The organism is Neorhizobium phenanthreniclasticum (genome assembly GCF_040066075.1).
GTDB lineage: Bacteria > Pseudomonadota > Alphaproteobacteria > Rhizobiales > Rhizobiaceae > Neorhizobium > Neorhizobium petrolearium.
On the sequence record NZ_JBEAAL010000038.1, the window covers coordinates 1 to 16,423 of the forward strand.

14 protein-coding genes are annotated in these 16,423 nt (G+C 60.1%); 5 read left to right on the forward strand and 9 right to left on the reverse strand.

The genetic code is table 11. The features are described 5' to 3' along the window. Positions 1-8 precede the first annotated feature (8 nt). Together ABK249_RS30330 and ABK249_RS30335 are read left to right on the forward strand one after the other, a co-directional pair. Positions 9-923, forward strand: coding sequence for a HEPN domain-containing protein (locus ABK249_RS30330; RefSeq protein ID WP_348864761.1), 915 nt, complete (start codon positions 9-11; stop codon positions 921-923). Between the two features lie 536 nt (positions 924-1,459). Continuing rightward, the gene (locus ABK249_RS30335) at positions 1,460-2,086 is read left to right on the forward strand and encodes an outer membrane protein (RefSeq protein WP_227702606.1); all 627 of its coding nucleotides are present in this window, start codon (positions 1,460-1,462) and stop codon (positions 2,084-2,086) included. A 104-nt stretch (positions 2,087-2,190) separates the two neighbouring features. On the opposite strand, the gene ABK249_RS30340 is transcribed toward ABK249_RS30335, so the two are convergent. Beyond that, the gene (locus ABK249_RS30340; protein ID WP_227702607.1) at positions 2,191-2,871 is read right to left on the reverse strand and encodes a hypothetical protein; all 681 of its coding nucleotides are present in this window, start codon (positions 2,869-2,871) and stop codon (positions 2,191-2,193) included. Positions 2,872-3,286: 415 nt separating this feature from the next. On the opposite strand from ABK249_RS30340, the gene ABK249_RS30345 reads away from it, so the two are divergent. Together ABK249_RS30345 and ABK249_RS30350 are read left to right on the forward strand one after the other, a co-directional pair. After that, positions 3,287-3,769, forward strand: a complete 483-nt coding sequence (locus ABK249_RS30345) for a DUF2380 domain-containing protein (RefSeq protein WP_037151271.1) — start codon at positions 3,287-3,289, stop codon at positions 3,767-3,769. 137 nt (positions 3,770-3,906) lie between these two features. Beyond that, positions 3,907-4,338, forward strand: a complete 432-nt coding sequence (locus tag ABK249_RS30350; protein WP_037151204.1) for an EF-hand domain-containing protein — start codon at positions 3,907-3,909, stop codon at positions 4,336-4,338. Between the two features lie 386 nt (positions 4,339-4,724). Here ABK249_RS30350 and ABK249_RS30355 read toward each other — a convergent pair whose 3' ends face one another. The 3 genes from ABK249_RS30355 to ABK249_RS30365 all read right to left on the reverse strand — a co-directional run bounded on the left by ABK249_RS30355 (position 4,725) and on the right by ABK249_RS30365 (position 6,725). Further along, entirely contained in the window at positions 4,725-5,423 is a 699-nt protein-coding gene (locus tag ABK249_RS30355; protein WP_227702608.1) for an RES family NAD+ phosphorylase, read from the reverse strand. After that, positions 5,417-5,830, reverse strand: coding sequence for an MbcA/ParS/Xre antitoxin family protein (locus tag ABK249_RS30360; protein WP_037151210.1), 414 nt, complete (start codon positions 5,828-5,830; stop codon positions 5,417-5,419). Before ABK249_RS30360 ends, ABK249_RS30355 begins: the two co-directional genes overlap by 7 nt. 220 nt (positions 5,831-6,050) lie before the next feature. Then, complete coding sequence (locus ABK249_RS30365; protein ID WP_280107502.1) at positions 6,051-6,725, reverse strand: metallophosphoesterase family protein; 675 nt, start codon at positions 6,723-6,725, stop codon at positions 6,051-6,053. Between the two features lie 78 nt (positions 6,726-6,803). Here ABK249_RS30365 and ABK249_RS30370 point away from each other — a divergent pair, with 78 nt between their 5' ends. Then, the gene (locus tag ABK249_RS30370; protein ID WP_227702610.1) at positions 6,804-7,445 is read left to right on the forward strand and encodes a winged helix-turn-helix domain-containing protein; all 642 of its coding nucleotides are present in this window, start codon (positions 6,804-6,806) and stop codon (positions 7,443-7,445) included. Between the two features lie 28 nt (positions 7,446-7,473). On the opposite strand, the gene arsH is transcribed toward ABK249_RS30370, so the two are convergent. The 5 genes from arsH to gabD all read right to left on the reverse strand — a co-directional run bounded on the left by arsH (position 7,474) and on the right by gabD (position 16,386). After that, on the reverse strand, positions 7,474-8,190 hold the full coding sequence (gene arsH, locus ABK249_RS30375; protein ID WP_227702611.1) for an arsenical resistance protein ArsH: 717 nt from the start codon (positions 8,188-8,190) through the stop codon (positions 7,474-7,476). A gap of 37 nt (positions 8,191-8,227) precedes the next feature. Further along, entirely contained in the window at positions 8,228-8,551 is a 324-nt protein-coding gene (locus ABK249_RS30380; protein ID WP_210052686.1) for an ArsR/SmtB family transcription factor, read from the reverse strand. Between the two features lie 783 nt (positions 8,552-9,334). After that, positions 9,335-13,150, reverse strand: coding sequence for a vitamin B12-dependent ribonucleotide reductase (locus ABK249_RS30385; RefSeq protein WP_227702612.1), 3,816 nt, complete (start codon positions 13,148-13,150; stop codon positions 9,335-9,337). A gap of 677 nt (positions 13,151-13,827) precedes the next feature. Continuing rightward, positions 13,828-14,325 carry a xanthine phosphoribosyltransferase gene (gene gpt, locus ABK249_RS30390; protein WP_210052691.1) on the reverse strand — a complete coding sequence of 166 codons (498 nt, stop codon included), beginning with the start codon at positions 14,323-14,325 and terminating at the stop codon, positions 13,828-13,830. Positions 14,326-14,931: 606 nt separating this feature from the next. Further along, positions 14,932-16,386 carry an NADP-dependent succinate-semialdehyde dehydrogenase gene (gene gabD / locus ABK249_RS30395; RefSeq protein ID WP_037146183.1) on the reverse strand — a complete coding sequence of 485 codons (1,455 nt, stop codon included), beginning with the start codon at positions 16,384-16,386 and terminating at the stop codon, positions 14,932-14,934. Between the last annotated feature and the right edge of the window lie 37 nt (positions 16,387-16,423).

Below are 16,423 nucleotides of genomic sequence, written 5' to 3' on the forward strand. Positions count from 1 at the left end.
CGGGTGTTTTGGTGACGGACAACAATGACGGCCTCGGCCATCTTCCGGAGCGCAAGCAGCGGGAGTTGGCGCGCGCCTTGAAAATCATCTTCGAGGAATTCGAGGCGGCACAGCAGTCGAAGCTTTCAGAAAAGAAGAGAGCCGGGCGGATCTTGAAGGTCATCCTCTTTGGTTCGCACGCCCGCGGCGACTGGGTGGAAGACCGCAAGAGCGGTTACAGGTCCGACTACGACATTCTCGTTGTCGTCAACATGAAGAGCGTCGGGGAAGACAATGATCTCTGGCACGATGTATCCGATCATTTCCTGCGCGAATTGACGATCACCAAGGAAATCGAGACGCCGGTCAACATCATCGTTCACACGCTGCAGGACGTGAACGACCAGCTGGCACGTGGACGGCCGTTTTTTATCGACCTCATCCGCGATGGCATCATGCTCTACGAGAAGGAGGGCCATCCGTTCGTGCCACCGAAGCCGCTTGCCGAAGAAGTTGCGAGGAAGGAGGCTGAGGGTTATTTCGAGCAGTGGTTCAAACTTTCTAACCAAGCCCTTGAAGTAGCTGAACTTGCGCTCGCCAAGGATATATGGCGAGATGGTGCATTCATGCTTCATCAAGCTACTGAGCGCCTCTATCACTGCGCGCTACTTGTCTCGACCCTCTACTCGCCAAAGTCGCATCGCCTGAAATTCCTGCGATCCTCGGCCGAGCGGATCGACCCGCGCCTGATCGAGGCATGGCCACGAGATACCAAATTCGCGCGTCGTTCTTTCGAGCGGCTCGATCGCGCCTATGTCGATGCAAGGTATTCGCCGCATTATGAAATCACGGAGGAAGAACTTCGCTGGCTGATCGAACGCATAAAGGTTCTACTGTCGCTCGTCCGGATAAGCTGCGAAGAGCGCCTCGTAAAAATGCCGTAGCGTGCGCCGAGAAAGTGCGCGCGGGGGCGAGATTTGCTACGGCAAGGTTGACACGTTGCAAAGCGAAGCATGTGACGCTTCGTGACGCGTCCGCCAAGCGGCATGAGATGTCGCATTCCCTGACACGAGCCGATACCGACCGGGCCTCTTTGATCCCCTTCGTTCGTCTCACCATAACTTTGTAATCCAAGCACCCACGCCAGCTTAACGGCGGAGCCTGCCAGCGCAGGCGAAATTCCAGCTGCCGCGAGCTTATGCTTCCGATAGCCGCTGGTAGTGCCTTCCCCGGCCCGTCAGAAAGGGTGTGAGGCGTGCTCGCGCAATCGTTACTCTCGCAGTTTCGCTTGCCTGCTCCAACTGGGGCTCCGGTTAAGGAAGTGTTTATAGATTCATGAAAATGAGAGGGAGCCGCCGTTGATGCGGCGTCGCTGTACGGGAAGTCTGAGGACGGGCGGGACGGCCGCGCAGCGCTTGTAACCTGAGTAAATTTGCTTGCGCTTTTTGATCCGCAGGCGCTGTACGGAGTAAAGCATACCATGAACGCGAAGCCCTTCGCCCTGGCGTTGATCGCCGCATTTTCCACCACGCCCGTCTGGGCTGCCGACCTGACGTCCTATTCCGAACCGCCAGCCTATAACGAGCCGGCCACGCCGAACTCCGGCTGGGGCGGTGCCTATGTCGGTGGCGATCTCGGCATGTCGTCCCGCAAGCTCAACCCCTTCGACGGCGACAAGGGCCTGGTTCTCGGCGTCCATGGCGGCTACAACATGGACCTGGATTCCGGCGTCATCGGCGGCGAAATCGAGGCTTCCCATCTGGGCAACGTAAAAAGCCGCGTTCCGGGCGGCAATATCAAGGAACAGGGCCGTGTGGCTGCGAAGGCCAAGGCCGGTGTCGGCATCAACCAGACGCTCGTCTATGGCACCGCAGGCGTAGCGCTCACCAGCTTTGGCGATCACCGGGGCACCGATGGTCCCGATGGCTGGAAGCCGGGCTGGATCGTGGGCGCCGGCGTCGAGCAGAAGCTTTCCGACAATCTCTCGGCCCGGTTCGAATACAACTATACCATGACCAACGATGTCCGCAGCACCACCGGCGGCGTCAGCTCGAAGACCGACGTGCGTGACCAGGTGCTCAAGGCCGGCGTGAACTATCGGTTCTGAGCCGAGGCCTTCGGTCCCGGTCCGGGTCGAAGGCGGATTTCGGGGATTGAAAGATGACGGCGCTGCATGCCTGAACGGGGATGCAGCGCCGCTGGTTTTGTGGATCAGTCCTCGATGACCGGTTCGGTGGCCGCTTGGACGGTCATATCCTCGCGGACCTCGTCAATCTTGCCGACCGCAGGGCCGACGCCCAGAACATCCTGCGCCCACGACAATGTTTCGTCACTCACCGGCGCACCAGAAAAATCTTCCAGCGCATCACGCAGCGCCAGTTCGCCAAGCGCGGGGTCCGTCACGGCCGGATCCATGCCATTGGCGAGCTCATATTCTGCATAGGCCGTCACATAGGCTGAAAGCGAGGCCATGCGCGGATCGCTTGTGTTGAGATAGGCGTGATAGTTCCGCTGCAGCGAGTTAAGGCCGGCGAGCGTGGATGCTGCCGGCTTCGATGTCGGCACGGGCACCGTTTTCGAAACCTGACGGGGCGTATCCTTCCTGACCCGTTCCTTGCCGGAACCGCGATCGGCGGATGCCGAGCGGCTTTTGACCGAATTGCTGTGGTCCGAGGCCTTGTCACGGCCTCCGCCGTGGCCACGATCGCCCCCATGGCCACCGCCATTGCCACCACCGTTTCCGCCGCCATTGCCGCCACCGTTTCCGCCGCCACCGCCGTCACCGCCTTTGGCGAATGCGATGTCGGCAAATCCGGCCACACCTCCGCCGACGGAAACTACCACGAGCCCCATGGCCACGATGCCGTTCTTCAGGACGTTCTTCAGCTTCATCGCTTTCCTCCACACGCTCATTGCGAAAACGAATCGACGCTCATCGCTTCGCGCCTCCATTCCGTTACGTAAGTCTGGCGCAGCGGTCGGGACAAATCCATGGGCATGGGACCAAATATCCAGATCTCGGGACCAAGGTCGGGCCCCGGGAGGACTTTGGTCTGATGGGAGAGGGGTTTTGCCAAGCCTCTCTCATCAAAAGGAAGGTCGGCGGCGGTGTCCGGAGACTGTCTTCGCAGGGATGCGCTCAGGCTGTTGCCGAGCCTGCTGCCCGCCCGATCGCTTCCCGTTCGCTGCACGCATGACGAGACGGCATGTTCGCGTTATAATTCCGGCTGCCATTTTCCGGCCGGAGGAGAAAATGCGACACCTGCCCATGCCAAGTTCGTATCTTCCTGCATGTTGCGCGCTTCTGATGGCGTCCGCTGGTATCGTCGGAGGTGCTGCATCCGGTTTCGCCGATGCCGCGGAACCGGTCACTCTGGCGACATCCGGTTTCGATTTCAGGGACACGTCCGGAGAAGCCAGGGACCAGCGTGCCGAGCACGCGAAGCGGCTGAAGGTGCTGGGAACTGCGCTGCAGGAAGGTCTCTCCACCAGCGCGAGGATGAATGTTGTCCCGCTGACCTGTGGGGGCGGCAAATGCACGGCAAGAACCGCCGGACTGGAAGCGCTATCCGTCCAGGCCAGAGAAGCCGGGGCAAGATACCTGCTGGTCGGAGAGGTTCAGAAAATGAGTACGCTGGTCGGCGGGGTGAAATTCGCGGTGCTCGACCTGGTCAGCAACAAGCCGACCTGCGACCGGTTTCTGAGCTACCGGGGCGATACCGATGAGGCCTGGCGGCGCGCCGGGGCATTTGCGGCACAGGACATCGAAAAACGCTGCCTGCCGGAGTAGGGGTGGGGCATGCAGTCGCCGGCGGGATTGTTTTAAGCCGCGCCCATTGCCAACGCTCTTGCCGTGCCTTCCGGATTGACCGCGATGACCTTGAGATCGGCCTTGAAGGGACCAAGCCAAGCCAAAGGAGAAACGAGATGAGAACGACAACAATTCCAGCCGCGGTCCTGCTGGCCGCGGCAATCGCCGTCGGAAGTGCAGGCTTCGCCCTCGCGCAGACAAGCGGAGCGGATCCGCATCATCCGGCGGACTCGTCGCAGGCGGCCTCGCCCTCGGGAACAGAGGGCGTGACCGGACAGGGGCAGGGGACGCTGGGCTCCGACATGATGCCGGGCGGAATGATGGGGCGGGGCATGATGATGCAGCCCGGCATGATGGGGGGCATGCCGCCGATGGGCATGCGCGGGCAGATGATGAAGATCATGTTCGCAATCGCCGACACCGACGGGGACGGTGCCCTGTCCTTCGAGGAGGTGACGGCGGTCCACAAGCGGATTTTCGACAGCGTTGATGCGAACAAGGACGGCAAGGTAACGCCCGAGGAGATGCAGGCGTTCTGGCGGCAATAAGTGCCGCACCGGCGACTGCGGGATCGGCGACCCGCAACGCCGCTACGATCTCGGTTGTTCTGGCCGGTGTTGATTGCCGCTGAGAACTGACCCGTCGCAGCCCAATATTTCCATTGAGAATTCTCGGTGGAAATGCCGGGTCAGTTCTCAGTGGCAATCAACAGTCCCAGGTTTCTCATTGAGGTTGAGACTGCGAGCGGTGCGACTTTTGATGCGGCGTTTACCTATTACGCTTTATGGCAGACTCCTAATTTAACTCCCGAACAACAGCCTAAATGAGGGCAAGAAGAGATAACTTTCCCTGCGTGTGTTCAACTCGCGCTCTAACGGTTAGTGATCGAGTGCAGGTATCACGGTATTGTGGAACAAGCGCCACAAGCCACCAGCTAAGTGACTGCAAGTACCGCTCCAGTGTCGTATTGACGCACGAAATCTACCCGAGTACCGTTCCAGTGATAGCAGTAGTGCCGCCCTTGGACGGGAACAGGGATGGTATCCGGCCAGAAGATGCCGATACAGCGTTGACCAGGCTTTCGAACGCTGTTCCACAGGAGGCCATCGCTTCCAGCCGCCCGAAGTCTACGTCCCTCAACTTGCGAAGCGGTGTAATCGTCCGGATGCAGAACCTCAGGCACCGCGTTCACGTCGTCAAGTGCCCGGTCAACGCTGCCCACCAGGACACGAAAGTCCGATGTCCATCCTGGAGGCTGGGGCGTCGAACTCATGAATTTCTGTTGGTGATGGATTGTCTCGGCCAGCGCGACGTCTTCACTCTCGCCTGCATAGTAGATGCCATAGCTTCCATCCGTGAAGCGTCCTGGCCGCCCTGTTGAGCAATGGACGAATGGGGCCATTACGTAACTCGCGCCGGGGCCAGAAACGCGACGGTTGGCGGGCACCTTGCCTAGATCGCCTACTTCAAAACGAATCCGCGGATTGGTTTTTGCCTCGACGGCAACAAGGGCCTCCCAGTCGCGGGGATCGGCGATGTCCTCGAACAAATCGATGGGTGGATAGATCGATCGAATGATGCGGTAGGTCTTTGGCCAGCGCACATGGGAACGGACAGCAAGGCCACTTACCAAGCGCTGCGCTCCGCATCGAGCCATTCACGCATCACGGCAAGATCAGAAAGCTCGCCTTGCAGCATCACGTCCAGCGCCGACTTGCCGCCAAAGGCCGTATTTGGCGCTTTGATCCACTCATATCCCCTTGTCGGATCCTTAAACAGATGTCGCACCCCCTTATGGATACCCATCAGGTGAGCCATCCGCATTTTCAGGTCTCGATCAATACGTCCGACGCTGCCTTCTTTCCAACGTGCCCACGTTCGAGCTGACAAACCGCCAAGCAAGGTGCAAGCCTGCGCGTCTGTGAGCTTCCAGGCGTTGAAGAGGTTCACGGTGGTACGAGCAAGCGCCCCTGCTTCCTCATCGGTGATTTCCGTTGAGGTTCGGTTGAAGGGAGTTGAAGCAATGGGTTGAAGTTGCATGGCATCCTCTCTTTTTGGCGGAAGATTAGCATGTTTATGCCAATTGGCAAGATCCAGTTGCTTTCGAACGGGCCACATCACATCGACAGTGATGGGCTACCTACCTTCTTACCGAGGGCGTGTCCTTAAACTTCTTCATGATTTCACCCGCCCCTGATGGGCGATAGTTAGTTCAATCTGGATTAATTTAAGCTGCGTTCCAGAGTTGAACGGAACTTTTTCAGCCTGCGGATAGCGATGCTGCGAGGCTCTGCGGGCGTCGACGAGAATCTGACCACCAAGGTAGAGCCCGATCCGAACGAAGGTCGAGAGGCTCGGCTATGCTGACCACATTCCCTGTCGATGCCTGCAGGAAGAACCGCGCGCCATCGTCCAGGATCCCGAGCGCCGAGAGGCCGCCGGATGCTCCAGCTACGGTGTCGAGCGCAATACGGTTGTCGTAGATTTCCGGCCGGCGCGATGTCGTCACCGTGTGACCATGGACGACGATCGGACCGAAGTCGAAATCGCTTTCAAGGAAATCCGCGCGGATCGTGCGCAAGTCCTTCGTGGTCTGCTTCTCAATCGCGACGCCGGGTCGAAGGCCGGCGTGGACAAACACGTAGTCGTCCTCCGGAATGAGCGCCGCCGCTGTCCGCACTGCCTCGATGTGCGCCGGGTTCGCCATCAGGAGGTCGATGAGCGTTTCGTGAGCGTCTTCTATCCGAGGGTGGGGACGTTCGACATCCAGACCGTAGGACGCTGCGGTCGCCGCTCCGCCATTCGACATCCAGTGATCGAAAATGATTTCCCGCTTGTCCGGCCGGTCGAGGAAGTGGAGAAGGACTTCCTCATGGTTTCCCAGGATGAGCCTGCTGGCCGGTCGTTTCCGCAGTTCTCCGATCACGAGGTCCACCGCCTCCTTGCTCTGGGCTCCGCGGTCAATGATATCCCCACACCCGGAAGCTTGGGAGGGAAGACCGATAGGAGCACCATGCGCAACATCCTGCTCGTGCAGTCCAATCCCTATCTCGGAGAGATCCTCAAGGCGAGCTTCCAGCGTGAAGGGTTCAGTGCAATGCTGCTGGGATCTGTCAGTGAAATCCCCCGGAGTGCCGCCGAGACCGTTACGGATCTCGTAGTCCTCGAAGAGACGTCCGCCATGGGCGGTATCGATATCTTTACAGACATCAGGCTCGCGACCTCCGCCCCCATTCTCGTTCTTGCACGTGCAGAGGCGGAACGGCAATGGGCGGGGATCGCGGACGACGTGCTTGCGGCTCCATTCGCCGTTCAGGAACTTTTTGCACGGAGCAGCACGCTCGTGGGCAGGGGGGCGCTGCGTCGGACAATCTACGCGGCCGGGGATATTTCAATGAACCTCGAGATGCACCGGGTGACCAGGGGAGCACGTGTCATTCATCTGGGGCCCACCGAGTTCAGACTCCTGCAACTCTTTCTTGCCGAGCCCCAGAGACTGTGGTCCCGTGCCGAGATCGTCGATAAGGTGTGGTCACCGGGCAGGGACGAGCGCAACGTCGACGTTGATGTGAAGAAGCTACGCGCCGCCTTGAACCGGAAAGGGGAGAGTGATGCCATTCGCACGGTCCGCGGGGCGGGATACGGCATGGCGTAAGCCGCCGCACGCACTTGCCTTCGGCTGTTCAGCCTCCGGCAGCCTTGCCAAGATTGACGCGCTTCGACAGCTCATCCACGGTCTCCTTGCGCTCGCTGTAACGGTCCGTGAGGTATGGCGACACGTCCCTTGTGAGGAGCGTGAACTTGACCAGTTCCTCGCAGACGTCGACGACCCGGTCGTAGTAAGACGATGGCTTCATCCTGCCATCCTGATCGAACTCGAGGAAGGCCTTGGCGACGGACGACTGGTTGGGAATGGTGATCATCCGCATCCACCGACCCAGCACCCGGAGCTGGTTGACCGCGTTGAAGGACTGGGACCCGCCACTGACCTGCATCACCGCGAGCGTCTTTCCCTGCGTGGGCCGGACTGACCCGATCGAAAGCGGTATCCAGTCGATTTGCGCCTTCATGATCCCGCTCATCGATCCGTGCCGCTCGGGGGAAATCCAGACCTGACCTTCCGACCACTCGGAAAGTGAGCGCAACTCCTGGACCTTCGGGTGGCTCACCGGCTCCTCGTCCGGAAGTGGAAGTCCGCGTGGATCGAAGATCTTCACCTCGCACCCGAAGTGCTCGAGGAGGCGCCGCGTCTCGTGCGCCAACAGTCGGCTGTAGGAGGTTTCCCGGAGCGAACCGTAGAGGATCAGGATGCGGGGCTTATGGGTGGACATCGGCGGACGGAGGGCTTCTGCATCAGGGAGCATCAGATGCTCGTCGACGGCGGCGGGGAGGCTTGTCATTTCGTGTCTCCGTGGTCTTGTGCAGCAGCGTTGCTGTTCATGCCTGCTGGGATGGAAGTTGTTCCTGATCGACTGGAAGGCCCCGGCAGCATTCCTTCAGGAGGAATGATACGAGGTTGCCGATGGCGTCGAAGCGGGCGCTGTAGATGAGCGATCTGCTGTCGCGCCGCATCGAGATCAGGCCCGCGTGCTCCAGCTCCTTCAGATGGAAGCTGATATTGGAAGGGGAGGTGCCCAGTATCTCGGCGATCCTGCCAGCGGCCAGGCCGTCAGCGCCAGCGACGACCAGCGTGCGAACTACGTTCAGCCTGGTCTCCTGTGAAAGTGCCGCAAAGGCGGCTAGCGCCTGCTTGTCATCCATGATTCAATATCCGTTGAAATCTAATAATGCAGATATGTCACGGGACGGCTTGGTGCAAGGAGGAGTTGGAAAAAGATCCGGCACCTCGAGGGCGTGCCCAGCCATTGCTTTCGGCAGCCAATGGGTCGCTCGCTTGCCCCATCGTGCGCCCTTAAACATGCAATTCACTACTATAAGATGTATCGAGTAGGGCGCTGAGGGGGGGATGCCATGCCATTTCTGGACGACGACATCGTGCATCTGCGTAGGCCTGACTTCGTACCCTGCCACTGGCGCTATTTCGTCTATACATCAATTCATGGGCGCACCCACGGAGCTTGGTATGGCGGTAGTCGACGCTCGGATCCTCATTCTCTAGCGGACTTATCAAAACGTATTCGGAGACTGGAGAATCTCATCTCCAACAGTGTGTTCGCTCGCCGGATTCGAAGGGACGTCTTCAACACCTAGATCATCCGGCGAGCGAAATCCTCCAGGCCGCACCGAGATGGGTGAGAGAGCGGCTTTGGCTTCGTCGAGATGAGTACGCCCCTGCTCGGGAGTCGCGACTTAAATTCGTCTGGCTGGACACAGCCATTGAGATATCCAATCGAAGGACGTTCGAGCAGACAAAAAATTAAGCAAATACAGGCGTCGAAACGCCTGTATTTGCCGGACTTGCGACCGTCCCAACTCGTTGGCCGCTTTTGGCTTCCAGATCGGCCAGTAATTGGCCGTTTTTCGCCTTTTTAGCCAGTTCTAGGTTCGGTTTCTCACTGCTGTTGCCGCGAGTACGATGAGTACTCAAGAACACCCACTTGTACTTCCGCACGTGTCGCATTTCTCGCAGGTGCCGTTTCTTACCATAGTGAAATTCTGGCACTCGGAGCACATGTTGCCCGTATATCCCTGGGCGATGGAGCGCATGCGGCGTTCGTTCTCCACCTTCTTGGCTTCGGTCTTCGCGGTTGCGGCTTCGTCGGCTGCAGCATCGGAGAAGAGGCCGGTGGTCGCCTGCTGTTCCTCTGCCAGTTCCTCGACGATCTCTTCGGCAAGCTCCCGGGCGCGTTCCTCGTAGTCCCGCTTGAAGGAAACCACTTCCGAAGTGGAGACGGCGACGGTCGGCTCCAGCTTGCGGGCCGCAGCGCCGGCAAAGGCGGTGACGGTCGCGCCGGCCGAAGCCCGCGCCGGCGCTGCGGTCGCGGCACCCTTGGCTTCGGAGGCGGCCGGGCGCTCGCCGCCGATCTTCGGCACCAGCGTGGGCTTGTATCCGCGGGTCAGGCCTTTGGAGACGATGTCCGCCTTGCCTTCCGAGACACCCCGGCCGAGCGCGGTGTTGGAAAAGTCCGACGTGTCCACATGGGCGAGATCGTGGCGGCCGAGATAGGAAATCGCGAGTTCGCGGAACACGTAGTCGAGGATCGACGTGGCGTTCTTGATCGCGTCATTGCCCGTGACGATGCCGGCCGGCTCGAACTTCGTGAACGTGAAGGCGTCGACATATTCCTCGAGCGGCACGCCATATTGCAGGCCGAGCGAGACAGAGATCGCGAAATTGTTGATGAAGGCGCGCAGCGCCGAACCTTCCTTGTTCATGTCGAGGAAGATTTCGCCGAGACGCCCGTCGTCATATTCGCCGGTGCGCAGGAAGATCGTGTGGCCGCCGATCTTGGCCTTCTGGGTGTAACCCTTGCGGCGGGCGGGCAGCTTTTCCTGCGAGCGGACGACCTTTTCGATGATCCGCTCAACGATCTTCTCCGTGACCTGCACCGCTTGGGCGGCAGCCGGCTGGCTGAGCAGTTCCTCGATCGCGTCGTCCGCATCGTCCTCATCGATCAGCGACGAGTTGAGCGGCTGCGACAGCTTGGAACCGTCGCGGTAAAGCGCGTTCGCCTTCAATGCGAGCTTCCAAGAGAGCATGTAGGCCGCGCCGCAGTCCGCGACGGTCGCGTCGTTTGGCATGTTGATCGTCTTGGAGATTGCACCCGAGATGAACGGCTGGGCGGCCGCCATCATGCGGATGTGGCTTTCGACCGAAAGGTAACGCTTGCCGATCTTGCCGCAGGGATTGGCGCAATCGAAGACCGGCAGGTGCTCGGCTTTCAGGAACGGCGCGCCTTCCAGCGTCATCGCGCCGCAGACATGGATGTTGGCGGCCTCGATGTCCTTCTTCGCAAAACCGAGATGTTCGAGCAGGTTGAAGCTGACGTCGGAAAGCTGCGCGTCGGTGACCTTCAGCGTGTCTTTCAGGAAGTCGGCGCCGAGCGTCCACTGGTTGAAGACGAACTTGATGTCGAAGGCCTGCTTCAGCGCTGCATTGACCGCTTCGATCTTTTCCGCGGTGAAACCCTTCGCAGCAAGCGTGGTGGGGTTGATGGCGGGCGCCTGGTTCAGATTGCCGTGACCGACCGCATAGGCCTCGATCTCGGCGATCTGCGCTTCGGAATAGCCGAGCGTGCGCAGCGCCTCGGGTACTGCGCGGTTGATGATCTTCCAGTAGCCGCCGCCGGCGAGCTTCTTGAACTTGACGAGCGCGAAATCGGGCTCGATGCCGGTCGTGTCGCAATCCATGACAAGGCCGATCGTACCGGTCGGGGCGATGACCGAGACCTGCGCGTTGCGGTAGCCGTGCTGTTCGCCGAGTTCGAGCGCCTTGTCCCAGGCGGCCTTGGCATGGGCCGCGAGATCCTGGTCCGGGTTGTCGGAATGGACGAGCGCGACCGGGTTGACCGACAGCGCCTCATAACCCGAGGTTTCGCCATGGGCCGCGCGGCGATGGTTGCGGATGACGCGCAACATGTTGTCGCGGTTCGGCGCAAAGTTTGGGAAGGGGCCGAGCTCGGCGGCCATTTCAGCCGACGTGGCGTAGGAAATGCCGGTCATGATCGCGGTGAGCGAGCCGGCGATGGCGCGGCCTTCCGCCGAGTCATAGGGAATGCCGGTGGACATCAAGAGGCCGCCGATATTCGCATAGCCGAGGCCGAGCGTGCGGTATTCGTAGGAGAGTTCGGCGATGCGCTTCGACGGGAACTGCGCCATCATGACGGAGATTTCGAGCACGATCGTCCAAAGACGCGTGGCATGTTCGTAATCGGCGATATTGATGCGCTTGGTGGAGGCATCCTTGAAGGCGAGCAGGTTCATCGAGGCGAGGTTGCAGGCCGTATCGTCGAGGAACATGTATTCCGAGCACGGGTTCGAGCCGCGGATCGGGCCGCCGGCCGGCGACGTATGCCAGTCGTTCATCGTCGTGTTGAAGTGGATGCCCGGATCGGCGGACGCCCAGGCGGCATAGGAAATCTGCTCCCAGAGGTCCTTAGCCTTCAGGGTCTTCATCACACGGCCGTCCTTGCGGGCGGTGAGGTTCCAGTCGCCGTCGTTTTCGACAGCGCGCAGGAAGTCATCCTTCAGCGAGACGGAGTTGTTGGAATTCTGGCCGGAGACGGTGAGATAGGCTTCCGAATCCCAGTCCGTGTCGTAGGTCTTGAACTCCATGTCCTTGTAGCCCTGGCGGGCGAACTGGATGACGCGGCCGATATAGTTTTCCGGAACCTGATCCTTCTTGGCGGCGCGAATCTCGCGCTTCAGCGCCGGGTTCTTCAACGGATCGAAGCAGTCTTCTCCAGTGCCGCCTTCGCAATTGACGCAGGCCTTCATGATCGCCTTCAGATGCCTGGCGACGATCTTCGAGCCGGTGACCAGCGCCGCCACCTTCTGCTCTTCCTTGACCTTCCAGTTGATATATTCCTCGATATCCGGATGGTCGATGTCGACGACGACCATCTTGGCGGCGCGGCGCGTCGTGCCGCCCGACTTGATGGCGCCGGCGGCGCGGTCGCCGATCTTCAAAAAGCTCATCAGGCCGGAGGAGCGTCCGCCGCCGGAAAGCTTTTCGCCTTCGCCGCGCAGCATGGAGAAGTTGGAGCCGGTGCCGGAGCCGTATTTGAAGAGGCGCGCCTCGCGGACCCACAGGTCCATGATGCCGCCTTCGTTGACGAGGTCGTCCTCGACAGACTGGATGAAGCAGGCATGCGGCTGCGGATGTTCATAGGCCGACTTCGACTTCGTCAGCTTGCCGGTGAAGGGGTCGACATAGAAATGGCCCTGGCCGGGGCCGTCGATGCCATAGGCCCAGAAAAGGCCGGTGTTGAACCACTGCGGGGAGTTCGGCGCGACGCGCTGGGTGGCGAGCATGTAGGCAAGCTCGTCCATGAAGGCGCTCGCATCTTCCTCCGACGAGAAATAGCCGCCCTTCCAGCCCCAATAGGTCCACGTGCCGGCAAGACGGGAGAAAACCTGACGTGCATCGGTCTCGGAGCCGTACTGCTCGTCCTTCGGCAGCGCCTTCATCGCTTCCGTGTCGGGGACCGAACGCCAGAGGAACGAGGGAACATCGTTTTCCTCGACCTTTTTCAGGATCTTCGGGACGCCGGCCTTGCGGAAATATTTCTGCGCCAGAACGTCGGTCGCGACCTGGGAGAACTGCGCCGGCACGTCGATGTCGGCCGCCCTGAAGACGATGGAACCGTCGGGATTCTTGATCTCGCTGACGGCCTTGCGGAATTCGATTTCCGCATAGGCGCCCTGGCCTGGCTTGGTGAAACGACGTTCGATGCGCATTGCCTTAATCCCTCGTCTGTTGGCCCTTGCTCAGGGGCGCAAATATCCGCTCCCGCTGCACGCCATCATGTGCAGCCGGTTGAAATTCCATCCAGGTGAATCATCGTGGATGCCTACCTGTATATTGCGATGAATGCTGGCTGCAAACACTAAATATAGTATTAACAGGTTCTTTTTGCCAGTCCCAATCGCAGTTTTGGCGAGCAAATCCGGATGCGCACGAAAGCCCTCTGGCAGGCCGGCTCTTCACCGCCGATCTGCCATCTGTCGTTTCCGTTCAACTCGAAAAGGAACCGGCCTCGTTATCCCCGGTCCAGTCGCCGCCGCAACATGAGGAACACTGTCGGACGACGCGAGAGATTCGTCAAGGCGTAGATTGCTACGGTTTTATAACCACAAGATATTGTGCTTTGCTGCTGTGGATAACGGGGAGAAAAAATAATCGAGGAATCTCAAGGTATTGCGAGGATGGCTTGAAGCTTGCGCAACGGCGTCCGGCGAATTTTTTCACGCTCGGACGCTTCGCGGGCCCGCGGCTGAGCCGGATTTGCAGGAATCCGGCGTACCATATTGAGGCATCTGGGAGATTTTGCACCCGCTAGGAATAGAAGAGCCCGCGCGGCCTGCGGCAGGGCGGGTTCTCGACAGGGCGTTAGAACTCGGGCAGGCGGGGAGAATCAGCCTTTGGCGCCTTTGGCGATCGGCTCCTGATAGGTGAAGCCCATGTCCCAGGGAAAATAGATCCAGGTGTCCTGGCTGACCTCGGTCACGAACGTATCGACAGTCGGAACGCCCTTGGGCTTGGCGTAGACGCAGGCGAAGTGCGCCTTGGGCAACATGGCGCGCACTTCGGAAGCCGTCTTGCCCGTATCGGTCAGGTCGTCGACGACGAGCACGCCGGCGCCTTCGTTTTTTGTGAGCTCGGGAGTGATTCCCTTGAGCAGGGCCATTTCGCCCTGGTTGACGTAGTCGTGGTAGGAGGCGACGCAGACGGTCTCGATCAGGCGGATGTTGAGTTCGCGCGAGATGATCGCCGCCGGCACGAGGCCGCCGCGGGTGATGCAGACGATGGCGCGGAACTCCTGGTTAAGACCGGCGAGCCGCCAGGCAAGCGCCCGGGCGTCGCGGTGGAATTGATCCCAGGAGACGGGGAATGCTTTTTCAGGAAGAGACATGGTTCAGCCAATCAGCGAGAGCTTTCGTTGGCTCTCGCTAATAGCGGCAATCCCGGCTTCCTGGCAAGCCGGCGATTCGCGGCTGTGGATTGCAAAATGGCCGATGGGAACGGTGCAGGTGACGAGTGCCGCACACGCGACGGCTTCCGGCCTTGGAACGAGCCCGCTCGCGCGAAAGGGGTGCGGGTTTTGAGGCTTGTGCCTTGCTAACGGCACCGGTGAGGCTTTGGATCATGGATTGGAAGTCGTCATTGTTCGCCCACCAGGCCTGATAGCGCCGCGTGCTCTTCGGTCGGCTGAATTCGACCGCGTTTTGATTTCGACAGCCTCGTCGTCTTGCAGCAAAAGGGGATGTGCTGCCTCAAGGCAGGACGCGATCCGGCCCATGCGGTTCCGACGGCAATTATTTCCGCTCTTGCAACGGTTTTCTAATAGGAAAGACTTGGGCTTGCTGCCTCCAGGCGCTCGGCCCTTTCTTGGCGCCTTCAGATCAAAGAGCCGCCATAAGCTGTCATTTCCACCCCTCGTATATTACCGGAGGCGTGCAAAGCTGACCGGGTCGTCTTCAGGCAGTAAAGGGGCCGCTATCACGGGGAGCAGCCAACCTCATGCTATACCGCCGAGGCAGACGTATTTTAGCTCCAGGAATTCCTCGATTCCGTAGCGCGACCCTTCGCGTCCGAGGCCGGAGAGCTTGACGCCTCCGAACGGGGCTTCGGCGGTTGAGATCAGGCCTGTGTTCACACCGACCATGCCATACTCGAGAGCTTCTGCGACCCGGAATACCCGTGCCATATCCTTTGCGAAGAAATACGATGCTAGACCAAATTCAGTATCATTGGCCTGTCGAATGACGTCTGCCTCGTCCCGGAAGCGGAACAGCGGGGCGACCGGTCCGAAAGTTTCCTCCCGCGCGACCGCCATATCCGCCGTGACATCTGCAAGCACTGTGGGCTCGTAGAAAGCCTTCCCGAGTGGAAGCCGCTTGCCTCCAGTGATGGTGCGGGCCCCCTTGTTCAGGGCATCCGCCACATGTTCTTCGACCTTCTCCAGTGCCGCCTGGTCGATCAGCGGCCCGAGGATGACACCTTCGTCAAAGCCGTTACCCGTGACGAGCTTACCGACCGCGCCAGCCAGCTTGTCCGCGAACGCGTCATAGACGCCGTCCTGTACGTATAGGCGGTTCGCGCAGACACAGGTCTGTCCGTTGTTACGGAACTTTGCGATGATTGCGCCTTCGACCGCCGCATCGAGATCAGCGTCGTCAAAGACGATAAAGGGTGCGTTCCCGCCGAGTTCGAGGCCGAGCTTCTTGATGGTCGGCGCCGACTGCTTGTAGAGTTCTGCGCCCACTTCGGTCGAGCCGGTGAAGGTCAGCTTTCGCACGACCGGATTTTGGGTCATCTCGCCACCGATCTCGCGTGCAGAGCCCGTCACGACGCTGAACAGCCCCTTGGGCAGCCCGGCCCGTTCGCCGAGAATGGCGATAGCAATGGCTGAAAACGGTGTCTGCGACGCCGGCTTCAGCACCATGGCGCAGCCAGCCGCGAACGCGGGACCGGCCTTGCGCGTGATCATGGCGTTCGGGAAGTTCCACGGTGTGATTGCCGCGACGACACCGATAGGCTGCTTCATCACCATGATCCGCTTGTCGGGCTGGTGTCCTGGAATGAGGTCGCCATAGACACGCCGAGCTTCTTCCCCAAACCACTCTATGAAGCTTGCGCCGTATGCGATCTCTCCCATGGCCTCGGCGAGCGGCTTGCCTTGCTCGAGCGTCAGGATCTTTCCGAGATCCTCCTTGTTCTCCATCATCAGTTCGTACCATCTGCGCAGGGTGCCGGCGCGCTCCTTGGCGGTGCGGGCGGCCCAGTCCTTTTGAGCGGTGCGGGCGGCTTCAATCGCTGCTCGGGTGTCCGACGCCCCAAGCTTCGGCACATGACCTATGATCTCTCCGGTTGCCGGATTGTCGACGGCAATGCGCCTGTTCGCATCCGCCTCGACCCAGTCTCCGCCCACGAGAGCGGCTTCACGGAAGAGAGATTGATCCTTGAGTTTCATGGTTTGATTCCTGTTGTCCAAAGCGGGCGCTTGCCGC

What these genes read in the sequence shown, in the direction of transcription:
- ABK249_RS30340 (WP_227702607.1), bottom strand. Translation starts at nt 2,871, where the DNA reads ATGAAGCTGAAGAACGTCCTGAAGAACGGCATCGTGGCCATGGGGCTC.
- arsH (WP_227702611.1), bottom strand. Translation starts at nt 8,190, where the DNA reads ATGACAAGCCTCCCCGCCGCCGTCGACGAGCATCTGATGCTCCCTGAT.
- ABK249_RS30360 (WP_037151210.1), bottom strand. Translation starts at nt 5,830, where the DNA reads ATGCAACTTCAACCCATTGCTTCAACTCCCTTCAACCGAACCTCAACG.
- ABK249_RS30350 (WP_037151204.1), top strand. Translation starts at nt 3,907, where the DNA reads ATGAGAACGACAACAATTCCAGCCGCGGTCCTGCTGGCCGCGGCAATC.
- ABK249_RS30335 (WP_227702606.1), top strand. Translation starts at nt 1,460, where the DNA reads ATGAACGCGAAGCCCTTCGCCCTGGCGTTGATCGCCGCATTTTCCACC.
- ABK249_RS30370 (WP_227702610.1), top strand. Translation starts at nt 6,804, where the DNA reads ATGCGCAACATCCTGCTCGTGCAGTCCAATCCCTATCTCGGAGAGATC.
- gpt (WP_210052691.1), bottom strand. Translation starts at nt 14,325, where the DNA reads ATGTCTCTTCCTGAAAAAGCATTCCCCGTCTCCTGGGATCAATTCCAC.
- ABK249_RS30380 (WP_210052686.1), bottom strand. Translation starts at nt 8,551, where the DNA reads ATGGATGACAAGCAGGCGCTAGCCGCCTTTGCGGCACTTTCACAGGAG.
- gabD (WP_037146183.1), bottom strand. Translation starts at nt 16,386, where the DNA reads ATGAAACTCAAGGATCAATCTCTCTTCCGTGAAGCCGCTCTCGTGGGC.
- ABK249_RS30385 (WP_227702612.1), bottom strand. Translation starts at nt 13,150, where the DNA reads ATGCGCATCGAACGTCGTTTCACCAAGCCAGGCCAGGGCGCCTATGCG.
- ABK249_RS30345 (WP_037151271.1), top strand. Translation starts at nt 3,287, where the DNA reads ATGGCGTCCGCTGGTATCGTCGGAGGTGCTGCATCCGGTTTCGCCGAT.